This window comes from Bradyrhizobium centrosematis (genome assembly GCF_045571495.1).
Classification (GTDB): Bacteria; Pseudomonadota; Alphaproteobacteria; order Rhizobiales; family Xanthobacteraceae; genus Bradyrhizobium; species Bradyrhizobium centrosematis.
Map to the genome: position 1 here is coordinate 1,971,058 of NZ_CP120703.1, position 20,226 is coordinate 1,991,283.

Below are 20,226 nucleotides of genomic sequence, written 5' to 3' on the forward strand. Positions count from 1 at the left end.
CTTCGTCGCAACGGCTCCTCGCAATGACGGTTTTTGGTTGGCGGCCTTGTCTACTTCACCGCCACCGTCTCCGCCTTCACCGCCTTCTTACTCGCCCGCCAGTTCTCGAAGCGTTGTACCACCACGAAGAAGGCCGGCACGAACAGCACCGCGAGGCAGGTCGAGGCCAGCATGCCGGAGAATACCGTGATGCCGATCGACTTGCGCGCGCTGGCGCCGGCACCGGTGGCGAGCACCAGCGGCACGACACCGAGGATGAAGGCGAACGAGGTCATCAGGATCGGGCGGAAGCGGGCGCGCGCCGCCTCGATCGCGGACTCCAGGATCGGCTTGCCGTCGCGGCCGTGCAGCTCGAGCCCGACCTCGACGATCAGGATCGCGTTCTTGGCCGACAGGGCGATCAGCAGGATCAGGCCGATCTGGCAATAGAGGTTGTTGTCGATCTTAAGTCCCGAGAGGATCAGCATCGGCCCGAGCAGCGACAGCGGCACGGCGAGGATCACCGAGATCGGCGCGTACCAGCTCTCATACTGGCCGGCGAGCACGAGGTAAACCAGCAGCATGGCGAGCCCGAACACCCAGTAGATCTGGTTGCTGACCGCCTTCTCCTGGTAGGACATCGCGGTCCATTCATAGCCGGTGCCGGGCGGCAGCGTCTTGTCCGCGATCTCCTCCATCAGCTTCAGCGACTGGCCGGACGAGTAGCCCTGCGCCGGCAGGCCGATCACGGTCGAGGAGGGATAGAGGTTGTAGAGGCTGATCAGCGACGGGCCGGTGGCCGGCGTGATCTTGGCGACTGTGCCGATCGGGATCATGTCGCCGTTCGAGTTACGCACCTGCATATTGGCGATGTCGCGCTCGGTGACGCGGAAGGCGGGATCGGCCTGGGTGTAGACCTGGAACACGCGGCCGAACTTGTTGAACTGGTTGACGTAGGACGAGCCGAGATAGGTCGACAGCGCCGAGAACACCTGATCCGTCGTCACGTGGAGGGTCTGGGTCTTGATCCGGTCGATCTCGACATTGAATTGCGGCACCGAGGAGCGGAACGAGGACTGCACGCGCTGCAGCGCGCTCTGGCTCTGGCCGTTCGAGACCATCGCGCCGGTGATCGCCTGCAGCTTGGCAAAATCGCTGTTGCCGTCGCGCAGCTCGACCTGCATCGAGAAGCCGGCCGCGTTGCCGATGCCCTGGATCGGCGGCGGCGGCAGAACGATGGTGCGGGCTTCCATGATGGTCGAGAGCTTGTCGTTGAGGCCAAAGACCAGCGAGCGCAGATCCTCGCCGGGTCCTTTGCGCGCGTCCCAGTCCTTCAGGATGATGTAGGCGACGCCCGCATTGGCAAGGCTGGCGCTGTTGTCGAGCGCGGAGATGCCGGCGATGGTGATGACCTGCGCCACGCCGGGCGTGTCCTTGATCAGACCGCTCGCTCTGTCGAGCACGGCCTGCGTCCGCTCCAGCGCGGCGCCGTCGGGCAGCTGCACAGCGGCGATCAGATAGCCCTGGTCCTCGATCGGCAGAAAGCCGGTCGGCACCCGCGACAGGCCGTAACCGCTCGCACCGATGACCAACAGCGCGAACGCGACCGAAATGGTGGCGTGCTTCACCAGGAACGTGATCAGCCTCGTGTAGCCACGCTCGACGCGGTCATAGACCGCGTTGAAGCCCCGGTAGAAGAAATTGCGCTGCTCCGGCGGCACCGCCGGCCGCAGCCAGAGCGCGCACTGTGTCGGCTTCAAGGTGGCCGCGTTGATGGCCGACAATAGGGCGGTTGCCGCGATCACCAGCGCGAATTGGGAATAGATGCGCCCCGTGAGCCCCGCGAGGAACGAGGCCGGCAGGAACACCGAGATCAGCACCAGCGTGATGCCGACGATCGGCGCGAACAGCTGGTCCATCGCCCTGATCGCGGCGTCATGGCCGTTCATGCCCCGCTCGATATTGTGCGCGGCGCCCTCGACCACGACGATCGCGTCGTCGACCACGATGCCGATCGCGAGCACGATCGCGAACAGCGTCGACATGTTGATGGTGAAGCCGAGTGCCGCCATCGCCGCGAAGGCGCCGATGATGGTCACCGGCACGGTCGTGGCCGGCACCAGCATTGCGCGCCAGTCCTGCAGGAAGACGAGGATCACGACCAGCACCAGGAGGCCCGCCTCGATCAGGGTCATGTAGACCTCGTGCACCGAGGCCTCGACGAACTTGGTGGTGTCGAACGGCGTGTCGTACTTGATGCCCTCCGGGAAGCGCTTGGCAAGCTCGGCCATCTTCGCCTCGACCGCCTTCTCGACCTGGAGCGCGTTGGCGCCGGGCGACTGGAACACGCCGATGCCGACCGCCGGCTGCTTGTTCAGCGAGAAGATCTGGCTGTAGGTCTGCGCGCCGAGCTCGACCCAGCCGACGTCGCGCACGCGGGTGACGTCGCCGCTGGCGCCCGATTTGACGATGATGCTCTCGAACTGGCCGGCATCGTCGAGCCGTCCATTGACGTTGAGCGTGTACTGGAACGCCTGGCCCGGCGGCGTCGGCGGCGCGCCGACCTGGCCTGCGGAGACCTGCTGGCTCTGCTGCTGGATTGCGTTGATGACGTCCTGCGGTACGAGGCCGCGCACCTGCAGCTTGTTGGGATCGAGCCAGATCCGCATCGAATATTGGCCGGCGCCGAACACGGTGACGTTGCCGACCCCGGGCAGGCGGGAGAGCTCGTCGCGGATGTTGATGGTGGCGTAGTTGCTGAGATAGAGGCTGTCGTACCTCGCATCCGGCGAGGTCAGCGTCACGAACAAGAGGATCGAGGTCGACCGCTTCTGCACGGTGACGCCCTGGTTCTGCACCGCCTGCGGCAATTGCGACAGCGCGCTGGAGACGCGGTTCTGCACCAGCACCTGCGCGAAGTTGAGGTCGGTGCCGATCTTGAAGGTCACGGTCAGCGTATAGGTGCCGTCGGAGCCGCTGTAGGACTGCATGTAGAGCATGTCCTCGACGCCGTTGACCTGCTGCTCGATCGGCAGCGCCACGGTATCGATCACGGTCTTGGCGCTGGCGCCGGGATAGCGCGTTGTGACCTGCACGGTCGGCGGCACCACGTCGGGATATTGGGCAATGGCGAGATTGAACAGCGCGACGCCGCCGATCAGGATCATCAACAGCGCGATGACGTTGGAGAGGACCGGCCGCTCAATGAAGAATTTTGAGATCATGGCTGGTGGCCCCTACTTGCTCGAGGCCTGCGTCTGCTCGATCTTCGTTACCTGCGGATCGATCTTCTGGCCGGGGATCACCCGCAGCAGCCCCGCGACGACGACGCGGTCCTCAGGCTTCAGGCCGCTTTCGATGACGCGCAGCCCGTTGTCGACCGGGCCGATCTGCACCTTGCGCTGCTCGACGACATTGTCGCCGTTGACCACCAGCAGATAGCGGCCGCCCTGGTCGCTGCCGAGCGCGGTATCGGGAACGAGCAGGGCGCTCTTTTCCTGGTCGAAGGGCACGCGGACGCGGACGAAGTAGCCGGGCAGCAGCACTCGCTTGTCATTGGGGACGAGGCCGCGCACTGCCAGCGTGCCGGTCGATTGATTGAGGGTCGGCGAGACGTAGTCGAGCTTGCCCTCGTGCGGATAGCCGGTCTCGGTCTGCAATCCCACCTCGATCGGGAATTGCTTCATGTCGGCAGGCGTCAGTCCGCGCCGGGCCGCCTCGGCGCGGATCCGAAGCACGTCCTGCTCGTTGACGGTGAAGTTCACATAGATCGGGTCCATCGCGACGATGGTGGCGAGCTGGGTCGGCGAGGAGACGCCGACGAGCTCGCCAACCGAGACCATGTGGGCGCTGACGATGCCGTCGAACGGTGCCGTCACCTTGGTGTAGCCGTAATTGACCTCGGCGAGCTTGGTATTGGCCTGCGCCTGCAGCAGATTGGCCTGGGCGTTATCGCGGTTCGAGGTCGAAGTATCGAGGGTCGACTGTGAGATCACCTGGCGCTGCACCAGCTCGGCCTGCCGCTTGTAATCGGCTTCGGCCTGCCGCAGCGAGGCCTGGGCGCCGGACTCGGCCGCCTGCGCCTGTTCGAGCTTGAGCTTGTAGGTTTCCGGCTCGATCGTGAAGAGCTGGGAGCCCTGCTTGACGAAGCTGCCGTCCTGATAATCGATCGTTTGCAGAAAGCCCTGCACCCGCGCGACCAGATCGACGCTCTTGATCGGCGCGGTGTTGCCGGTGGCCTCGATGTAGCGTGTCACGGAACGCTGCACGGGTGTGGCCACGTCCACCTTGGGCGGCGGCGGTGCCACGAACGTGTTCTTGTCCTCGCAACCGGTGAGCACGGCCAGGGAGGCTGCGGCGGAAAGGACCTGCCCGATACGCCTCCACGCTCCATTGCGCCGTGCGGGAGAGGCGGGATTCGTTGAGGTCATTCGGTAGCCCTCGATTGCTGTCTGTCGGTGCGGCAGGCTAGCAACAAATGACTGGCCGTGGAACACCATAGCCATGGCAGTCACAGGCCTTGCACCGCAACGAGCGATGTGGCCTTTGACAAGTTTATCACGACAAGGCGCTTTTCTCTGAGAGCATGATCGACCAGAATTGTATCAAAGGCCGCGTGAGCTGGACTGAGCGGCCGGGAAGAAGAAAAGGTGAGGAGACCATGACATGCCCGCGACAATTCGGTCGGCGCTCGCCGGCCTCGCTTTCGCAGCGATGGTTGCCATGCCCGTGCTAGCAGATGGCCTCAAGGACGAGATCGCCCCGACCGGCAAACTGCGGGTCGCAATCGCAATCAGCCCCGCAGGCGGCGCGTTCTGGTCGACCAAGACCGAAGCCGGCTATGCTGGCGTTCCCGTCGATCTCGGCAAGGCGATGGCCGCCCAGCTCGGTGTCCCCGTCGAATATGTCGTGCACCAGAATTCCGGACAGATCACGGATGCGGCCGGCAAGAACATGTGGGACGTCACCTGGCTGCCCAAGGATCCCGAGCGCGAGACCAAGATGCTGTTCGGTCCGATCTACGAGGTCGCGGACGCCACCTACATCGTCAAGCCCGGCTCGACGGTCACCAATTTCGCGACGCTCGATCAACCCGGAATCAAGGTCGCGGCGGTCAATGCCACCACGACAATGCGCGGCGCGATCGCGCATCTGAAGCATGCGAAGGTCACGGGCTATCAGACCTATGACGAGATCTTCGGTCTGCTGAGGAGCGGCGAGATCGATGCCTTCGCGCTGTCGCGCGACCAGCTCAACAAGATGGCGCAGAAGATTCCGGGCACAAGGGTGCTGGATGAGACCTTCAAGAAGACGGTGACCGCCGTCGCCGTGCCGCTCGGCCACAGCCAGGCGCTGGCATTTGTGACGAAGTTCATGAACGAGGCCGTGACGAATGGCATGCTGCGCAAGGCCTACGACGACAATGGGCTGAAGGATTCGCCGATCCGGACCGAATAGGCACGCGGCGCAGGAGGGCTGCGCCGCGCACCGGTTCACGGCTCCGCGGTTCTGATGCCCGCGGGACTTACCTGCATCTTGAGCGTGGACGTCTTGCTCAGCGCCTTGCCGTCAAACGCGAATGCGATCAGCTCGCTTTCGACCATGCACTGGGTCAAGAGATATTTGGAGTCCTTTGACCACACCACGCCCTGGCACCAATGGCCGATCCTGGCTTCCGCCACCGGCGCGAGCTCGGTCCCCGAGATCCTGTAGACCTTGAGCAGGCCGAAATCGTTGAAGAACGGCGAGGCGGACGGCTTGTTCGAGCCGTTCATCACGGTGACGGCGACATGGTTGCCGTCGGGCGACATCTTCACCGCTTCAGGCGTCTGCCCGACGGTCACCGTCGTGACGACGCGGATCGGCTTGGCGGTCATGTCGATCAGGCTGATCGTGTCGTTGTCGCCCGTGCCGGCGCCGACATTGCCGACGATGGCCGCGGCATTGCCGGTGAGGTCGATGTCGTAGGGGCGGACGCCCGCGGAGAGGTCGCGCTTGGCGTACTCGACCTTGGTCCCGTCTACGGTGAGAAGCGAAATCTTGCTGTCGCCGTCGCGGGTGACCAGCGCAGTTGCGCCGTCGCGCGCGAACACGGCGTGGCTCGGCCCCGACTTGGCGTCGCCGAGCTGGATCTTGCCGGCTGGCGTCAGCGCGTTGCCGCTGATCGCAAAGACCGAGACCGTCCCGTCGCTCCGGTTCGCAACCAGTGCCAGCGTGCCCGCGCGATTGATCGAGACGCCGGCCGCGCCCGCGCCAGCCTGATGGGTGGCGAGCACTTTTGGCGGTGAGGATTTCAGATCGATGACCGAAAGCTTGTCGTCGGGCACCGTCTTGGTCGGATCGGCCGGATTGATCTTCATGGCACCCGTCACCAGCGCAAAGGTGCCGTCCGGTGCGATTGCGACGCTCGGCGGCGGGCCGACGACGCTGGCAGGCGCCGGCACTTCGCCCAGCAGTTTCAATGCGCCGTCGGTAAATTCGATGACGCTGACCGTATCCGGCACCGGCTGCTTGCGTACCACGGCACTGCCGTTCTCCAGCACCATCTTGCCGTCATTGGCGCTGACGACGATCTCGGCACGAGCAGCGAAACTGGCAAGGCCGGCCAGGGACGCTGCGACCAGGGCTGACGCGGCATGGCGGGCGCGTAGGCGAGGAATGGCTTTCATGTTTCCTCCGAGTATTTGTTGTTGTGCGGCCAAGCTAAATGCACCGAGTGCATCGCGCAATAATCTGGAGGCGATCATGTCATCCCAAGGAATAAAATCCGGGGGCCTTGGTACGCCACTAAGCGTGCGGTGCTAGCTCGCCCTGCCTGCATGCCACGCGGCGAGCACGGCCTGCTCCTCATCCTCCGTAAGTCCGACGACAGGCGCGCCGCTGTCGCGCAGCCAGTGCAGCGTATCGCGCGCAGTCTCTCCCGGGGGTCGTGAAGTCAGCCCGGCCTCGCAGGCCGGTGAGGTGTCGCGCGTCAGGAAACCGGCGAAGTCGGGCAGGGGCAGCCACATCGGCAATGACCGCGGACCTGCCCAGCGCCGCACGTCATGGGCCTCGAGAAACGAGCGATCGATCCAGGTAAACGTGCAGGACGCGTTGAGCGCGGCTGCGCATTCGGCCAGAAATTCGCCGCGGCTGCAGATCGGTCCGATCCCGTCGTAGATGCCGGTGAGGCGAACCTCAGCCGTGTGCACGATCCATTGCGCGAGATCGCGAACGTCGATGAACTGGACGGCATCGTCAGGCGATCCGGGGGCCAGCACCTCACCGCCGCGCGCAAGGCGTGACGGCCAATAGGCGAAGCGCCCCGTCGGGTCTTCCGGGCCGGCGATCAGGCCGGGGCGGCAGATGAAGGCGTTGTTGCCGACCGCCTGTTCGCAGGCGACCTTGGCGGCGCCGTAGATGGCATCGGTGCTCTGTTCGATCTCAGCGGCAACGGGTTCGCGCAGCGGCGCCGTGTCGGCGCATTGTCCGGGTGTCCGGTTGTCGGCATACACGCTGATCGTGGAGATGAAGGTCCAATGTACGCCCGGCCGCTTCAGCGCCGCGACCGCGCGGCGGACCTGGCCGGGATGACGCGAGACGTCGACCACCGCATCGAACGTCTCGCCCGTCAGCGGTGCAAGCCCCTCGGCCACGTCGCGGTCGATCCGGATAAACTGGGCGCCCGCCGCGATCGGTCCCGCCAAGCCGCGGGCGGCGCATGTCACGTCATGTCCGACAGCGCAGGCATGGGCTGCGACGGCTCGCCCAAGAAATTGGCTGCCGCCGAGAACGAGGATGCGCATGTGACGGTCCGTGCGAGAAGAGAGATTTCTCAATTGTACAATTTTTGGTTGTTGGCGCAACTCTATCAGCGTGCTTTGAGCTCCGCGTATTTCGCCATCGCCTTCTCGAACTTCCGGTTGAACAGCCACATTGCCGCGAGGATCTCGCGGAAGGTCGCGGAAGTGCGCGCCCGGTCGGCCTGTCCGAACGCGAAGATGCTGTTGTTGCGCAGGTGCTTCATGATCGTCGGGCTCGACACCCTGTAATTCAGGAGATCGCCGGACTTGAGCGCGGCGCGCGTCGGGGTCGGCACGATCTGGATCAGCTCGAACAGCTTCATCTGGTCGATGGGGTCCGGCAGCGTCTTCACGATGGCGGGGATCTCGCGAAACAGATCGGCATGCGCGTTCATCAGGCCGTCGCGCACATTGGTCCAGTGATTGAAGCGGCGATCGGTGCCGCGGGCCCGCGCTTCCTCCTTGTCGTCGCGCGCGTTCAGGGCCGGATCGATCGTTGCGATCTCGCCCTTGATGGCCTCCCATTTTCTGCGGCCGTTGCGGTCCTCAGACGGGCCGGTCTGGAAGCTGCCCATATAGGTGTTGGAGCGGCCGTTGCGGACATTCTGCTTGCCGTTCGTCTCCGCATAGAACAGCCCGAGGCTGATGCGCCCCGCAGCCTCGGCGTGCTCAGGCGCAAGCCCCTTGGCACGCGCGATCACCGTGGCGAGATCGACGACGTCCTTGAACGGTGTCGTCGAGTTCTGCGCATCGGCGGGCGGCGCTTCCATGACGTCGAAGAGCGCAGAATATTCGTCGATCAACGGTTCGATATCGGCATCGAAATAGGCGGGCGGGATTTCGAACTTGTTGGGCCGGCCGATCCGCGACGGCATAACGTCCGTCAGATCCTTGTAGCTGCTGATGACCGCGACGCGCGCCAGATACAGCGCCTGTCCCGGCAGGTTCGGCAGTGGCTGTTTCGTCTCGATCTGGCGGCGTCGCTCGGCGAGGATCGACTTGAAGTCGGCGAGCGCGCGGTCATAGGCGGCGACCGCTTCCGCCTGCCGGGGCGTGAGCGCGCGCTGCTCGCCGGCCGCGGGCGCTGCGACGAAAAAGGCAATCGCCGCAAAGATGGCAAGGCGTCTGGATCCCATGGCCGGTTCCCATCGATTCGGTGACCAGGGATCGTAAGCGTCGGAGACGAGGGCTGGCGAGATGCAAATCCCGCTCAGCCGCAATTCTCATCGGCTAGGCCGCCCGGTAGTCCGGCGCCGTCGCCAGGAATTTCGCATAGGCATCTGCATCCGGTGGCTGGAAGCGCCCCGCGAGTCCGCCGCGCTTCTGCTGCTTCGCGCCGATATCGGCCATCAGCTCGTCGAAATGACGGTAGTGGTAGGGCGCGACGCAGAGGCCACCATAGACGCCGGCAGCCGGCCGCTCGACGCGCTTGAAGTGCAGCATCATCTCGATGTTGTCGCGCATCGCCTGCGCCGTCGGCTGGTTGGCGAGCTGGCCGTCGGCGTAGCGTACCAGCCAGTTCGCGGCGAGGTCGGCGCAGAGCACCGTGCAGAACGACGAATTGAAGCCGACGAAGCCGAGCTCGGGCAGATCGGGGTTGGCGATCAGGCGGTAGAGCCGGTACTGCCCGTCGGAATCGACCAGCTTCGCGCGATAGGCCTCGGGCAGGAACGGCACGCCGAGCTTGTAGCCGATCGCGAGCACCGCGACGTCGGCGCCCACGCGCTCGCCGCCGCTCATCACGATGCTGTCGTTCTCGTAATGATCGAACGTGCCGAACACCGCCTTGATGCGGCCGTCGGCGACCATCGGATAGAAGCCCGGCGTTGCGATCGGCACCGAGCAGTTGACGCCGTCCTCGATCCGCTCCTTCGGCACCATGTTGCAGCGGCCGAGCTTGAGCTGCGCTTTCAAGAGGCTCTCCAGTCCGCGCCAGTTCGCCCACACCAGCGGCGCGGCGATGCGGTGCGCGAGCCGCCCCATCGCGCCGATGCCCCAGCCCGGAAACATCTCCTCCTGCGCGCGGATGTAGAGGATGCGCTTGAAGTTCACGAGCCCGCCGATGAAATAGGGAATGCGCCAGACCGGCTCGCGCATCACGATGGTGACCTCGCGCGCGCCTGACTTCACCGCGTTCACGGCGATGTCGGTCGCGGACTTCGAGCCGCCGAGCACGACGACGCGGCGTCCCTTGGCGAGCATGGGATCGCCGTATTTCGACGAGTGCAGGATCTGGCCGCCCTGCGCAAGAAAGCCGTCCTCGCCCGGGCAATGCAGCTCGCGTGGCTCGTTGAACTGTCCCGTGCAGACGGCAACGAAGTCGAAATCCTCGTTCGTCGTCGTGCCGTCCTTGCTCTTCAGCGCGAGGGTCCAGCCCGGCCGGCCGTCGCCACGCCGCGCCATGCCGGCGACTTCGGTGTCGAGGCGCAGCATGCGGTCGAGGCCGAAGCTCCTGGCGTAGTCGGCGAGATAGGCGTGGACCTGCGGCCCGGTCGGCCATTCCGGATAGCCTTGCGGCATGGCGCGGTCGGTGTAGCGATAGAGCTCCTTCGGGCTCTGCGTCTGCACCTCGGGGTAGGAGCGCGCCGGCTCCCAGACGCCGCCGAGATCCGAGCTGCGCTCGACGATGGTGACGCGGTGGCCGCGGCTGGAGAACGCCTTGCCGGCGGCAAGGCCGGAGACGCCGGCGCCGATCACGCAGACATGTTTGGGGCTGATCATGAGTTTACTCGATGTGTTTTGCGCGCAAGCGGCCGCGTTCGGCCGCATGGCGCGGCCGGCCGGGCTGCAAGCAGATGGAAGCGGAGGACGCGGCGACGGCTAGTCGTTGGCCTCGGGCGGCAGGAAGTCGACCTCATGTAGCGCCGAAATGCGCACGACCTCAGCCGGGTCGGTCAGATTGTGCAGCTGATTGAACAGCGCCTCCAGCTTCTGCATCGGCGAGACCCAGAACAGTGCGCGGCACGGCTTGTCGGACTTGTTGAAATAGCCGTGCGGGATGCCGCGCGGCATGCGCACGAGATCCCCGGCATGGGCCTTGACCCATTGGCCGTCGAGCTTGAGGTCGAGCGTGCCCTCCTGCACCAGGATGAACTCGTCCTGGGTCGGATGGATGTGCACCGGCACGAACTGGCCGGGATCGCTGTTGGTCTCGAATGCGAAAGTGGAGTCGGTGACGGCCTTGGGGAAATAAACCTGGCCCAGAATGTTCCAGCTCTTGCCGCCGTAGCCTGTGCCGTTAGCGGTAATGCCTTTTTCGAGTGCAGTCATGGCGCGCTCCCAATGGATTCCGGCGGGGACGGAGCTTCAGCCAGCAAGGGGCGCCTGTCTATCCGCTAAACGAATCCGCAGGCGGCTGTTGCCCTGCAGCATGACGATTTCACCGCGGTCGCCCTTTTCGCGTCCCGGGAATTATTATAGGCTTAAAACAATTCCGTGACGCGAAGTGTGGTCGACGATGTCCGCAGCCGTGCTGGAAATGAGTGCGAGGGCGTCTGCAGCCGAACGGCTCGCGGATTTCGCCCGCGTCACCACGGATGACGTCGACGAAGCGGCCGAAGCGATCGGGCGCATCTTCTGCCCGCACGACCTGAAGCCGGCGCAGGCGCGCGCGGCGGGCTTCTCGGCCCGGCACAATTGCGCGGCCTTTGACGGCTTCTCCATCAATTATGTCGCCTATGGCGGGTCGGTCTGTATCGATCCCGGCTGCCTCGAGCGGTTCTTCCTGGTGCAGGTGCCGCTTGCGGGCACCGCACACATCCGCGCCGGCCTCACCGAGCTCGAGGCCGCGCCGGAGCGGACGGCGTCGCTGCTGTCGCCGACGATCCCGACCCGAATGGTGTGGCGCGACTGCGCCCAGGCGATCCTGCTGCTCGACCGCCGCATGGTCGAGCAGCGCGCCGCGGCGCTCTCGGGCCGGGCGGCGGGCGCGGTCGAGTTCGATCCCGGGATCGACCTGGAGGCGCCGGCGGGGCGGGCCCTGCGAGCCAGTCTTGCCGAGCTGATGACGCTCGCCGAGCGTCTCGGTCCCTCCGGCAGGCTGTCGGCGGTCGCGATGGCCGATTGGCGCGAGCTGCTGCTCGATCATCTGCTCAATGGTCAGCGGCATGGCCTCTCGGATGCGATTCAAACTTTCTCGGGACGAGCCGAGCGGCTGCCGCGCGCGCTCCGCGCAGCGCGGGATCACCTTGCGGACAATGCCGGCGAGCCGCTCGACCTCGCGCAGCTCGCCTGCGCGTCCGGCATCGGCATCCGCGCGCTTCAGCTCGGCTTCCGCCGTCACTTCGGCCTGTCGATCTCGCAGATGCTGCTCGACATGCGCCTCGCCGGACTGCACGCCCGGCTCGCACAGGCGTCACCCGATGCCTCCATCACTGACATCGCCTTCGATCTCGGCTTCACCCATCTCGGCCGCATGGCCGGCGCCTATCGCGAAAAGTTCGGCGAGACGCCGTCGGCGACGCTGCGGCGAAGGATGAGCTGAATGTGTGATGAGGTTAAGCCCGGGCGGCTGTCCGTTTTCACCTCTTCCCAGCGGGGAGAGGTCGGATTGCGCAGCAATCCGGGTGAGGGGCCGCGGCACCCAGTTGAGACCTGAACCCCTCACCCGGATCGCCTCTCACGATGCGATCCGACCTCTCCCTGCGGGAGAGGTGAGCCGTCGGCTCCCACCGGTTCGCGAGGCGGCTATTGCTTCCGCGACCGCGTCGTGCCGTTGTCCTTTGCCGCCTGCCTGCGCAGAAAACCCTCGACGTCGGCCTGTACCGAATAGGGCGTCGGGATCGCATCGCCGGCGGAATCGACCGCGGTATCGAGGCAGCGGCGCAGCATGCTCGCGAGCTCGGCTTTGCGGTAGGGCTTTCGCAGCAGCGGCGCGCCCATCGTGGCGCGTCCCTGCACATGCAGCGAATCGTAGGCGTAACCCGAGGTGAACAGGACCCGCAGGGAGGGGCGCGCCGCCACCATCTGCTCGGCGAGATCCCGTCCGTTCATGCCGCCGGCCATCACGATGTCGGTGAAGAGCAGGTCGAACGGTCTGCCGTCGGCCGCGATCGCGAGGGCCTCGGTCGCATTGGCGGCCGGGATGACCTTGTAGCCGAGGCTCTCGAGCTGGACGGTGACGTATTGGCGCACGTCGTGGTCGTCCTCGACGCAAAGGACGGTCTCCTTGCCGCCGACGATCTTGCGATCGTCATAGCCGGTCGGGCGCAGCGCGCTCGCCTCCGCCTTCGGCAAATAGATCGTGAAGACTGTGCCGCGACCTTCTTCGGAGGTGACCTTGATGCCGCCGCCGGATTGCTTCACGAAGCCGAACACCATGCTGAGCCCGAGCCCCGTGCCCTTGCCGACCTCCTTGGTGGAGAAGAACGGATCGAAGATGCGCTCCAGGGTGGCCGGCGGAATGCCCGTGCCGGTATCGGCAATCTCGATCTCGACGTAGTCGCCGGCATAGCCGGCGCCGACCGCGACGGCCTCGCGCACGCCGAACACCACGTTGCGCGTCGTCAGCGTCAGCCTGCCGCCATCCAGCATGGCGTCGCGTGCGTTGATCGCCAGGTTGAGCAGCGCCGAGCTCAGCTGGCCACGGTCGGCGAAGGCGAGCCAGACGTTGCCGTCGAGCCTAGTGACGATCTCGATCTTCTTGTCGAAGGTTGCCAGCAGCAGCTTCGCGAGCTCTTCCAGCAGTTCGTTGACGTCGATATCGGCCGGCTGCAGCGCCTGCTTGCGGGCAAAGGACAACAGGCTGGACGTCAGCGCGGCGCCGCGATCGGCGGCCTCGCTGATCAGCTTGGTGATGGTCGCAAGCGGCGGGTTGTCCTTGACGGCGTCGGCGAGGATCTCGATCGTGCCCGTGATCACCGTAAGCATGTTGTTGAATTCGTGCGCGATGCCACCGGTGAGCTGGCCGACCGCCTCCATCTTCTGGGACTGCACCAATTGCTCCTCGGCAGCGCGCTTCTGGGTGATGTCCCGGACGAAAGTGTTGACGATGGCGCGCTCGCCCAGCCGCAGCACCGTGCTGGATGCCTCGGCGAGGATCAGGTCGCCGTTCCTGTGGACCAGGGTGAGCTCGAAGCGCAGGCCGGACGGGGTGTCCGACAGTTCCGGCACCAGCCGCGCCATGCGCTGCCTGAAGGCGGCGCGCAGCGGCTTGGCGACGATGAGATCGACGACGTCGGCGCCGAGCGCCTCCTGGCGCGTCCAGCCGGTCAGGGCCTCGGCCTGAAAACTCCATTCCAGCACGGTGCCGCTGCCGTCGATCTGAATGAAGGCATCGAGCGCGGTCTTGATGATGGCTTGCGTCATCTGCGCACTGTCGCTGCGGGCCCGCGCCAGCTCGGCGGAGTGCGCGACGGCGCGTTTCGCTTCTGATCTCTCGATCGCGCGGATGCAGAGGCGAGCAATCAGGATTGCTACGGCAGCGCTCGCCAGCAGGGCGACTAGCTGGGGAACTCCAAATTCAAGAACGCCACTACCGGCAAGAGCATAGGAAGCGAATAGGGCTGCGGCCGTCACAACGACCTGTGCGGCCATCGCGAGTGTCAGAAGGCCCCTGAGTTTCATGGTCTCGCACCAAACCCCAGCCGCGCACCGCATCGGCCGCCCGGGTCGAGGGGCCGCCTGATGTGAGCTACAGACTCCGCGTGGCGGCGTCGAGGGGCAATTTGCGGCGTGAGCCAGGCGGCCGCATCTCAACCTGCGGGCGAGTCGGTCTGGCGCAACGTCGTCACCCAGATCACGCGCGCGGCCTGCTGGGTCGGATTGTCGAACATGTGCGGCACGATGCTGGGAAAGCGGAAACTGTCGCCGGCTTCCAGCACATGGGCCTGGTTGTCGAGCCATAGCCGCAGGCTGCCGGAGAGGATGTAGCCCGCCTTCTCGCCGGTGTGCTGCAGGAAGTCAGTGCCGGAGGAGGCGCCGGGATTGAGCGTGAGCTCGTAGAGCTCGAGCTGGCCCTTGTCTTCGGGGGTGAGGGCCTCCTTGACCACGCCGCTGGCGGTGAGCCGCAGCAGGCGCCTGGCGTTCTTGCGCACGATGTAGCGCGGCGCATCAGCGGGATCGCTGGTCTCGAAGAAATAGGAGATGGGAACGTCGAGCGCGATGCTGAGCAGGCGCAGCGTGCGGATCGACGGCATGGCGCGCGCGCGTTCGAGCTGGCTGATCATGCCGGTGGACAGGCCGGTCTTGTTGGCGACGTCCTGGATCGAAAAGCCGGCGCGCTGACGTAGCAGCCGCACGGTCTCGCCGAGGCGCTGGTCGATGGCATCTTCGGCCTCGGTCGTCGGAGCGTCCTTCAGACTGTTCGTGTCGCCGCGACCATCCATGTCGCTCTCCCATGCATCATCTTGAGCCGCGGCCGCACCGGGCCACGGCTTCAGTCGGAGTGAAAAGGTCGCGCATATTAGCAATGCGATTGACAGCTGTATTTAGTCGTGATGAAATTTTGGCAGAAAAATTTAGAAGCACTAAAGCCCACTCCTGTCCCTTGCCGGGGTCTCGGGGGCGCGGGAGACGGTGCCGCGTGCGGAAACGGAGAGTGGGACATGGCAGACGACACCGGCAAGCTCGGCGCCCCGGCACTGCATCTCGGCATTCCGAATCGCCGTCAGTTCTTTCAGCTCGGCGCCGGCGCCGCGGCGGGATGGACGCTGTCAGGTAACGCCTTTGCCCAGACTGAACGCCCGACCAATCCGCCGGACAAGCCGCGCGGACAGGTGATCGCGGCGCTGTCGCAGGAGCCGACCGTCTTCCATCCGCTGATGCCGGGAATCGAGGTCGATCAGGGCATCTGGTGGCAGGTGTTCTCGCCGCTCTGGTACATCGATCCCGACGGGAATTTCGTCCCCGACCTCGCCCGCGAAGTCCCGACCCTCGAGAATGGCGGCCTGTCGGCGGACGGCCTGACCTGGAAGATCAAGCTCCGCAGCGACGTGAAGTGGCACGATGGCACGCTGTTCACGGCGGAGGACGTCAAATTCTCGATCGAACTGATCAACAATCCCGGTTTCCGCGCGCGCAGCCGTGTCGGCCATAGCCTCGTCAAGGACATCACCGTCGTGGCGCCCGACGAGATCCATTGGCGGATGGAAGCGCCGTACTCGCCCTACATGTCGATCCTGGCATCGTTCACCTTCATCGTGCCCAAGCACATCCTGGAGAAGGTGCCCGATCCGAACGCTTCGCCGTTCCACAATGCGCCGGTCGGCACCGGCCCGTTCCGCTGGGGCGAGCGCGTGCCCGGCGATCATATCCAGTTGAATGCCCACACCGGCTATCATGGCAAGGGGCCTTACGTCGAACGCGTCGTCTTCAAGTACATTCCGGATCTCACCGTTCTTTACACCCAGTTCCGCACCGGCCAGGTCGACTACACCGGCCTGCAGGGCATCCTGCCGAACTTCGTGCAGGAGGCGAAGACGCTGAAGGGCCGCAAGATCTTCGTGTCCTCGACCTCTTCGGTGGAGCACATCGCGCCCAATCTGGAATTTGGTCCCTTTGCCGATCGCGCGGTGCGCGAGGCGCTGTATCTCGCCATCAACAAGCAGGCGATCATCGATGCGCTCTATTACGGCCTGCCGACGCAGACCGAGAGCTTCGTACCGCAGCAGGCCTGGTCGTTCCAGCAAGGGCTGCCGCAGCACAAATACGATCCCGCCAAGGCCAATGCGCTGCTCGACGCCGCGGGCTGGATCCGCGGCTCCAGCGGCATCCGCGAGAAGGGCGGCGTCAAGCTCGAATTCACCAACTCAACGACGGCGGGCAGTGCCGTGCGCGAGCAGTGCCAGCAGCTCCTAATCCAGGACTGGCGGGCCATTGGCGCAACGATGCGTGTCAACAACATGCCGGCGGCCGTAATCTGGGGCGATTTCTGGCAGCAGTCGAAGTTCAATTCGGTGATCGTGGCCGTGAACTTCATGCTGGGCAGCGATCCCGACGTGACGCCGCGGTTCGGCTCAGGCGCGATTCCGGCCAAGGGCGGTCGCGGTTACAACACCTATCAATACAGCAGCCCGGAGGCCGATCGGCTGCTCGCGCAAGGCGCCAAGCAATTCGACCTCGCGCAGCGCAAGGCGACCTATGGTGAATTGCAGAGGCTGATCCGCAACGACCTCGCGATCCTGCCGCTGTTCCAGGGCTTCATCGCCGAGGGCGTGAAGGAGGGGCTGCAAGGCTTCCGTCCCAACATCAACATGTCGATCAACACCTGGAACATGCGCGAATGGTATTGGGCCTGATGTCTCTGGCCGGCTGGATCGCCTGAGATGGCCCGTTACGTCGTCAACCGCCTGGCACAGGCGATCATGCTGCTCGTGATCGTCTCCGCAATCGGCTTTGCCATCCTGCATCTGGCGCCCGGCGGGCCGCTCTCTCAGTTCGCGGTGTCCGCACAGATGACGCAGGAGGATCTCGACCGCGTCACCCGTCAGCTCGGCCTCGATCGTCCGCTGCCGATCCAGTATCTCGACTGGTTCGGCCGCATGGTGCGCGGTGATTGGGGCAAGTCCTATCGCGACGGCGAGGCGGTGCTGTCGGTGATCTCCTCGCATCTCGGCGCCACGCTGGAGCTGATGGTGACCGCGACCATCATCGCGGTGTTGCTCGGCTGCTGGATCGGTATCCTCGGCGCACTGCGCCGCTATTCGCTGTTCGATACGCTTGCGACCGTCGGCGCCATGATCGCGTTGTCGATCCCGACCTTCTGGTTCGGCCTCGTCACCATCTACGTGTTCTCGGTGAAGCTCGGCTGGCTGCCGGCCGGCAACCGGCACACCATTGGCGACGGCTCCTTTCTCGACCTCATGCATCACCTGATCGCGCCGGCGGTGGTGCTGGCGCTGGTGGAGACCGCGATGTGGGGCCGCTTCATGCGCTCATCCATGCTCGAGGTCATCAACCAGGACTACATCCGCACGGCGCGCGCCAAAGGCATGCCGGAATGGCGCATTCTCACGGTGCACGCGCTTCGCAACGCGCTGCTGCCGATGATCACGGTGGCCGGACTGCAGTTGCCGACGCTGCTCGGCGGTGCGCTGGTCGCCGAGACCGTGTTCACCTGGCCCGGCATGGGCCGGCTGTTCCTCGATTCGATCGGCTATCGCGACTATCCCGTGGTGATGGGCATCCTGATGTTCTCGGCGGCGATGGTGCTGATCGGCTCGCTGCTCGCCGACATCCTCTATGCCGTCGCCGATCCGCGCATCAGGGTGGGCTAGGCAATGGCGACCGCAGCCCTCTCCACCACCGTCCAGCTCGCGCCCGGCCAGGCCGCCTGGCGGCGCTTCCGTCGGCACCGCCTTGCGCTCGCGGGCGCGGTGATCATCGTGGTGCTCGTCCTCGGTTCGGCGTTCGGCCCCTATCTGCTGCCGTTCGACGACACCTATATCGACATCATGAAGCGGTTCGCGCCGCCGCTCTCGGGCGCGCATATCCTCGGGACCGACGAACTTGGCCGCGACGTTCTGGCCCGTCTGATGATGGGCGGACGCGTCTCGCTCACGATCGGCTTCGTTGCGATGGTGATCGCGATGGCGGTCGGCATCGTCGTCGGCGCCTTTGCCGGCTTCTATGGCGGCGTGGTCGGCGCGGTGCTGATGCGGCTCGTCGATGCCATGCTGTGCTTTCCCACCATCTTCCTGCTGCTGGCGCTGGCCGCGCTCACCGAGCCGGGCCTCGTCACCACCACCGTGCTGATCGCCGCGACCGCCTGGATGGCGGTGGCGCGCGTGGTCGAGGCCCAGGTGCGTTCGCTCCGCGAGCGGGAATTCGCCGTCGCGGCGCTCGCCTTCGGCTCGTCGAACCTGCGCATCATGTTCCGCGAGCTCGTGCCCAACGCGGTCGCGCCGATCGTGGTCGCGGCGACGCTGAACGTCGCGAAAGCGATCCTGCTCGAATCCTATGTCAGCTATCTCGGCTACGGCATCCAGCCGCCTGCTGCGAGCTGGGGCAACATGCTCAACAACGCGCAGATCTATCTCACCAGTGCGCCGTGGCTTGCGATCGCGCCCGGCCTCGCCATCACGCTCGCGGTGACCAGCTTCAACTTCCTCGGCGACGGCCTGCGCGATGCGCTCGATCCGCGCATGAATATCCCATGATCAGCAAGAACTCGACAGAACTGAATGCCAGGAGTGCCCCATGTCCCCGCCGCTGAACCGAATCAATAGCGATGAACGCCTGCCGGCGCAGGCGGACGTCGTGGTCATCGGCGGCGGCGTGATCGGCGTGTCCGCGGCCTATCATCTCGCGAAGAAGGGCCTCTCTGTCGCGCTCGTCGAGAAGGGCCATGTCGGCGGCGAGCAGTCGAGCCGCAATTGGGGCTGGTGCCGCCAGCAGGGCCGCGCGCGCGAGGAGATCCCGCTCGCCCGCGAGGCGCTGCGGCTGTGGGAAGACATGCAGAATGACGACGGCGTCGATGCCGGCTTCCGTCGCACCGGTGTGCTGTTCCTGACCAAGAGCAAGGACGAGCTCGCCAGCTGGGAGCGCTGGGCCGCGGTCGCACGCGAGATGCAGGTTCACTCCACCGTCCTGACGCCGGCCGAGGTCGCCGAGCGTATGCCCGGCAATACCGACACATGGGTCGGCGGTCTGCACACGCCGAGCGACGGCCGCGCCGAGCCGTCGATGGCCGTGCCGGCGCTGGCGACTGCCGCGCGCAAACATGGCGTCACCATCCATCAGGGCTGTGCGGCGCGGGGGCTGGAGACGACCGGCGGCCGCGTCAGCGCCGCCGTCACCGAGAAGGGCACCATCCGCACGCAAGCCGTGCTGCTGTCGGGCGGCGCGTGGTCGTCGCTGTTCTGCCGCCGTCATGGCATCGAGCTGCCGATCGGCCTCGTCAACGCCACCGCGTGCCGGACCACGCCGGGACCGGAGATCACCTCGGGCGCGCTCGGCACCGATTTCTATTGCATCCGTCGCCGCCTCGACGGCGGCTTCACGCTGGCGCTGCGCAATCGCGGCACGGTCGAGCTGTCGCCCGACCTGTTCCGCTACGCGCGCACTTTCTGGCCGACCTATCAGCATCGCAAGAACGGGCTGAAGCTCTCGTTCGGCAAGTCGTTCTTCGAGCAGATCGCGCGCGGCACCAGCTGGAGCTTCGACAAGCCGTCTCCGTTCGAGGCCGAGCGCGTGCGTGATCCCGCGCCCGACATGTCGCTGGTCAATGCCGCGCTCGCCTCACTGATCAAGGCAAATCCGGAGTTGAAGGACATCGAGATCGCGGAAGCCTGGGGCGGCACCATCGATTGCACGCCGGATACGATCCCCGTGATCTCGCCGGTCGATGCGCTGCCGGGTTTCTTCCTCGCGACCGGCTTCTCCGGCCACGGCTTTGGCATCGGCCCCGCCGCCGGCAAGCTTGCCGCCGACATCGTGACCGGCGCGACGCCGCTGGTCGACCCGGCTGCCTACAGCCACAAGCGCATGATCGACGGCCGGCGCCTCGCGCCGGTCAGCCCGTTCTGAG

General features: G+C 65.6%; 15 protein-coding genes. 6 read left to right on the plus strand and 9 right to left on the minus strand.

Features of this window, described 5'->3' with window-relative positions:
• Positions 1 to 50: 50 nt before the first annotated feature.
• Together P6U31_RS09440 and P6U31_RS09445 are read right to left on the minus strand one after the other, a co-directional pair.
• The gene (locus tag P6U31_RS09440; protein WP_407187925.1) at positions 51 to 3,203 is read right to left on the minus strand and encodes an efflux RND transporter permease subunit; all 3,153 of its coding nucleotides are present in this window, start codon (positions 3,201 to 3,203) and stop codon (positions 51 to 53) included.
• Between the two features lie 12 nt (positions 3,204 to 3,215).
• On the minus strand, positions 3,216 to 4,409 hold the full coding sequence (locus P6U31_RS09445; protein WP_407187926.1) for an efflux RND transporter periplasmic adaptor subunit: 1,194 nt from the start codon (positions 4,407 to 4,409) through the stop codon (positions 3,216 to 3,218).
• Between the two features lie 235 nt (positions 4,410 to 4,644).
• Here P6U31_RS09445 and P6U31_RS09450 point away from each other — a divergent pair, with 235 nt between their 5' ends.
• Positions 4,645 to 5,436, plus strand: a complete 792-nt coding sequence (locus P6U31_RS09450; RefSeq protein WP_407187927.1) for a transporter substrate-binding domain-containing protein — start codon at positions 4,645 to 4,647, stop codon at positions 5,434 to 5,436.
• Positions 5,437 to 5,471: 35 nt separating this feature from the next.
• Here the strand turns inward: P6U31_RS09450 and P6U31_RS09455 are convergent, their stop codons facing one another.
• The 5 genes from P6U31_RS09455 to P6U31_RS09475 all read right to left on the minus strand — a co-directional run bounded on the left by P6U31_RS09455 (position 5,472) and on the right by P6U31_RS09475 (position 11,030).
• Positions 5,472 to 6,647 (minus strand): YncE family protein, encoded by a 1,176-nt coding sequence (locus tag P6U31_RS09455; RefSeq protein WP_407187928.1) that lies wholly within the window; start codon positions 6,645 to 6,647, stop codon positions 5,472 to 5,474.
• A gap of 132 nt (positions 6,648 to 6,779) precedes the next feature.
• Positions 6,780 to 7,763 (minus strand): NAD-dependent epimerase/dehydratase family protein, encoded by a 984-nt coding sequence (locus tag P6U31_RS09460; protein ID WP_407187929.1) that lies wholly within the window; start codon positions 7,761 to 7,763, stop codon positions 6,780 to 6,782.
• A 65-nt stretch (positions 7,764 to 7,828) separates the two neighbouring features.
• Positions 7,829 to 8,896, minus strand: a complete 1,068-nt coding sequence (locus P6U31_RS09465) for a hypothetical protein (RefSeq protein ID WP_407187930.1) — start codon at positions 8,894 to 8,896, stop codon at positions 7,829 to 7,831.
• A gap of 94 nt (positions 8,897 to 8,990) precedes the next feature.
• The gene (locus tag P6U31_RS09470; protein WP_407187931.1) at positions 8,991 to 10,481 is read right to left on the minus strand and encodes a flavin-containing monooxygenase; all 1,491 of its coding nucleotides are present in this window, start codon (positions 10,479 to 10,481) and stop codon (positions 8,991 to 8,993) included.
• Between the two features lie 99 nt (positions 10,482 to 10,580).
• Positions 10,581 to 11,030, minus strand: coding sequence for a cupin domain-containing protein (locus P6U31_RS09475; RefSeq protein WP_024339447.1), 450 nt, complete (start codon positions 11,028 to 11,030; stop codon positions 10,581 to 10,583).
• Between the two features lie 187 nt (positions 11,031 to 11,217).
• Between P6U31_RS09475 and P6U31_RS09480 the strand changes: the two genes are divergently transcribed.
• The gene (locus tag P6U31_RS09480) at positions 11,218 to 12,243 is read left to right on the plus strand and encodes an AraC family transcriptional regulator (RefSeq protein ID WP_407187932.1); all 1,026 of its coding nucleotides are present in this window, start codon (positions 11,218 to 11,220) and stop codon (positions 12,241 to 12,243) included.
• Positions 12,244 to 12,446: 203 nt separating this feature from the next.
• Here P6U31_RS09480 and P6U31_RS09485 read toward each other — a convergent pair whose 3' ends face one another.
• Together P6U31_RS09485 and P6U31_RS09490 are read right to left on the minus strand one after the other, a co-directional pair.
• A complete protein-coding gene (locus P6U31_RS09485; RefSeq protein WP_407187933.1) occupies positions 12,447 to 14,324 on the minus strand; it encodes an ATP-binding protein in 1,878 nt (625 codons plus the stop codon).
• Positions 14,325 to 14,452: 128 nt separating this feature from the next.
• Positions 14,453 to 15,085, minus strand: a complete 633-nt coding sequence (locus tag P6U31_RS09490) for a cupin domain-containing protein (protein WP_407187934.1) — start codon at positions 15,083 to 15,085, stop codon at positions 14,453 to 14,455.
• Positions 15,086 to 15,304: 219 nt separating this feature from the next.
• Between P6U31_RS09490 and P6U31_RS09495 the strand changes: the two genes are divergently transcribed.
• Genes P6U31_RS09495 through P6U31_RS09510 form a run of 4 tightly spaced genes read left to right on the plus strand, consistent with a single transcriptional unit; the run spans position 15,305 to position 20,225 of the window.
• Complete coding sequence (locus P6U31_RS09495) at positions 15,305 to 16,996, plus strand: peptide ABC transporter substrate-binding protein (protein ID WP_407187935.1); 1,692 nt, start codon at positions 15,305 to 15,307, stop codon at positions 16,994 to 16,996.
• Between the two features lie 27 nt (positions 16,997 to 17,023).
• A complete protein-coding gene (locus tag P6U31_RS09500) occupies positions 17,024 to 17,974 on the plus strand; it encodes an ABC transporter permease (protein WP_407187936.1) in 951 nt (316 codons plus the stop codon).
• Between the two features lie 3 nt (positions 17,975 to 17,977).
• Positions 17,978 to 18,856 carry an ABC transporter permease gene (locus tag P6U31_RS09505; RefSeq protein WP_407187937.1) on the plus strand — a complete coding sequence of 293 codons (879 nt, stop codon included), beginning with the start codon at positions 17,978 to 17,980 and terminating at the stop codon, positions 18,854 to 18,856.
• A gap of 40 nt (positions 18,857 to 18,896) precedes the next feature.
• Entirely contained in the window at positions 18,897 to 20,225 is a 1,329-nt protein-coding gene (locus P6U31_RS09510) for an NAD(P)/FAD-dependent oxidoreductase (protein ID WP_407187938.1), read from the plus strand.
• Position 20,226: the final 1 nt, after the last annotated feature.

Coding starts and splice junctions, on each gene's coding strand:
- P6U31_RS09440 (WP_407187925.1), bottom strand. CDS start 3,203: ATGATCTCAAAATTCTTCATTGAGCGGCCGGTCCTCTCCAACGTCATC.
- P6U31_RS09445 (WP_407187926.1), bottom strand. CDS start 4,409: ATGACCTCAACGAATCCCGCCTCTCCCGCACGGCGCAATGGAGCGTGG.
- P6U31_RS09450 (WP_407187927.1), top strand. CDS start 4,645: ATGCCCGCGACAATTCGGTCGGCGCTCGCCGGCCTCGCTTTCGCAGCG.
- P6U31_RS09455 (WP_407187928.1), bottom strand. CDS start 6,647: ATGAAAGCCATTCCTCGCCTACGCGCCCGCCATGCCGCGTCAGCCCTG.
- P6U31_RS09460 (WP_407187929.1), bottom strand. CDS start 7,763: ATGCGCATCCTCGTTCTCGGCGGCAGCCAATTTCTTGGGCGAGCCGTC.
- P6U31_RS09465 (WP_407187930.1), bottom strand. CDS start 8,896: ATGGGATCCAGACGCCTTGCCATCTTTGCGGCGATTGCCTTTTTCGTC.
- P6U31_RS09470 (WP_407187931.1), bottom strand. CDS start 10,481: ATGATCAGCCCCAAACATGTCTGCGTGATCGGCGCCGGCGTCTCCGGC.
- P6U31_RS09475 (WP_024339447.1), bottom strand. CDS start 11,030: ATGACTGCACTCGAAAAAGGCATTACCGCTAACGGCACAGGCTACGGC.
- P6U31_RS09480 (WP_407187932.1), top strand. CDS start 11,218: ATGTCCGCAGCCGTGCTGGAAATGAGTGCGAGGGCGTCTGCAGCCGAA.
- P6U31_RS09485 (WP_407187933.1), bottom strand. CDS start 14,324: ATGAAACTCAGGGGCCTTCTGACACTCGCGATGGCCGCACAGGTCGTT.
- P6U31_RS09490 (WP_407187934.1), bottom strand. CDS start 15,085: ATGGATGGTCGCGGCGACACGAACAGTCTGAAGGACGCTCCGACGACC.
- P6U31_RS09495 (WP_407187935.1), top strand. CDS start 15,305: ATGGCAGACGACACCGGCAAGCTCGGCGCCCCGGCACTGCATCTCGGC.
- P6U31_RS09500 (WP_407187936.1), top strand. CDS start 17,024: ATGGCCCGTTACGTCGTCAACCGCCTGGCACAGGCGATCATGCTGCTC.
- P6U31_RS09505 (WP_407187937.1), top strand. CDS start 17,978: ATGGCGACCGCAGCCCTCTCCACCACCGTCCAGCTCGCGCCCGGCCAG.
- P6U31_RS09510 (WP_407187938.1), top strand. CDS start 18,897: ATGTCCCCGCCGCTGAACCGAATCAATAGCGATGAACGCCTGCCGGCG.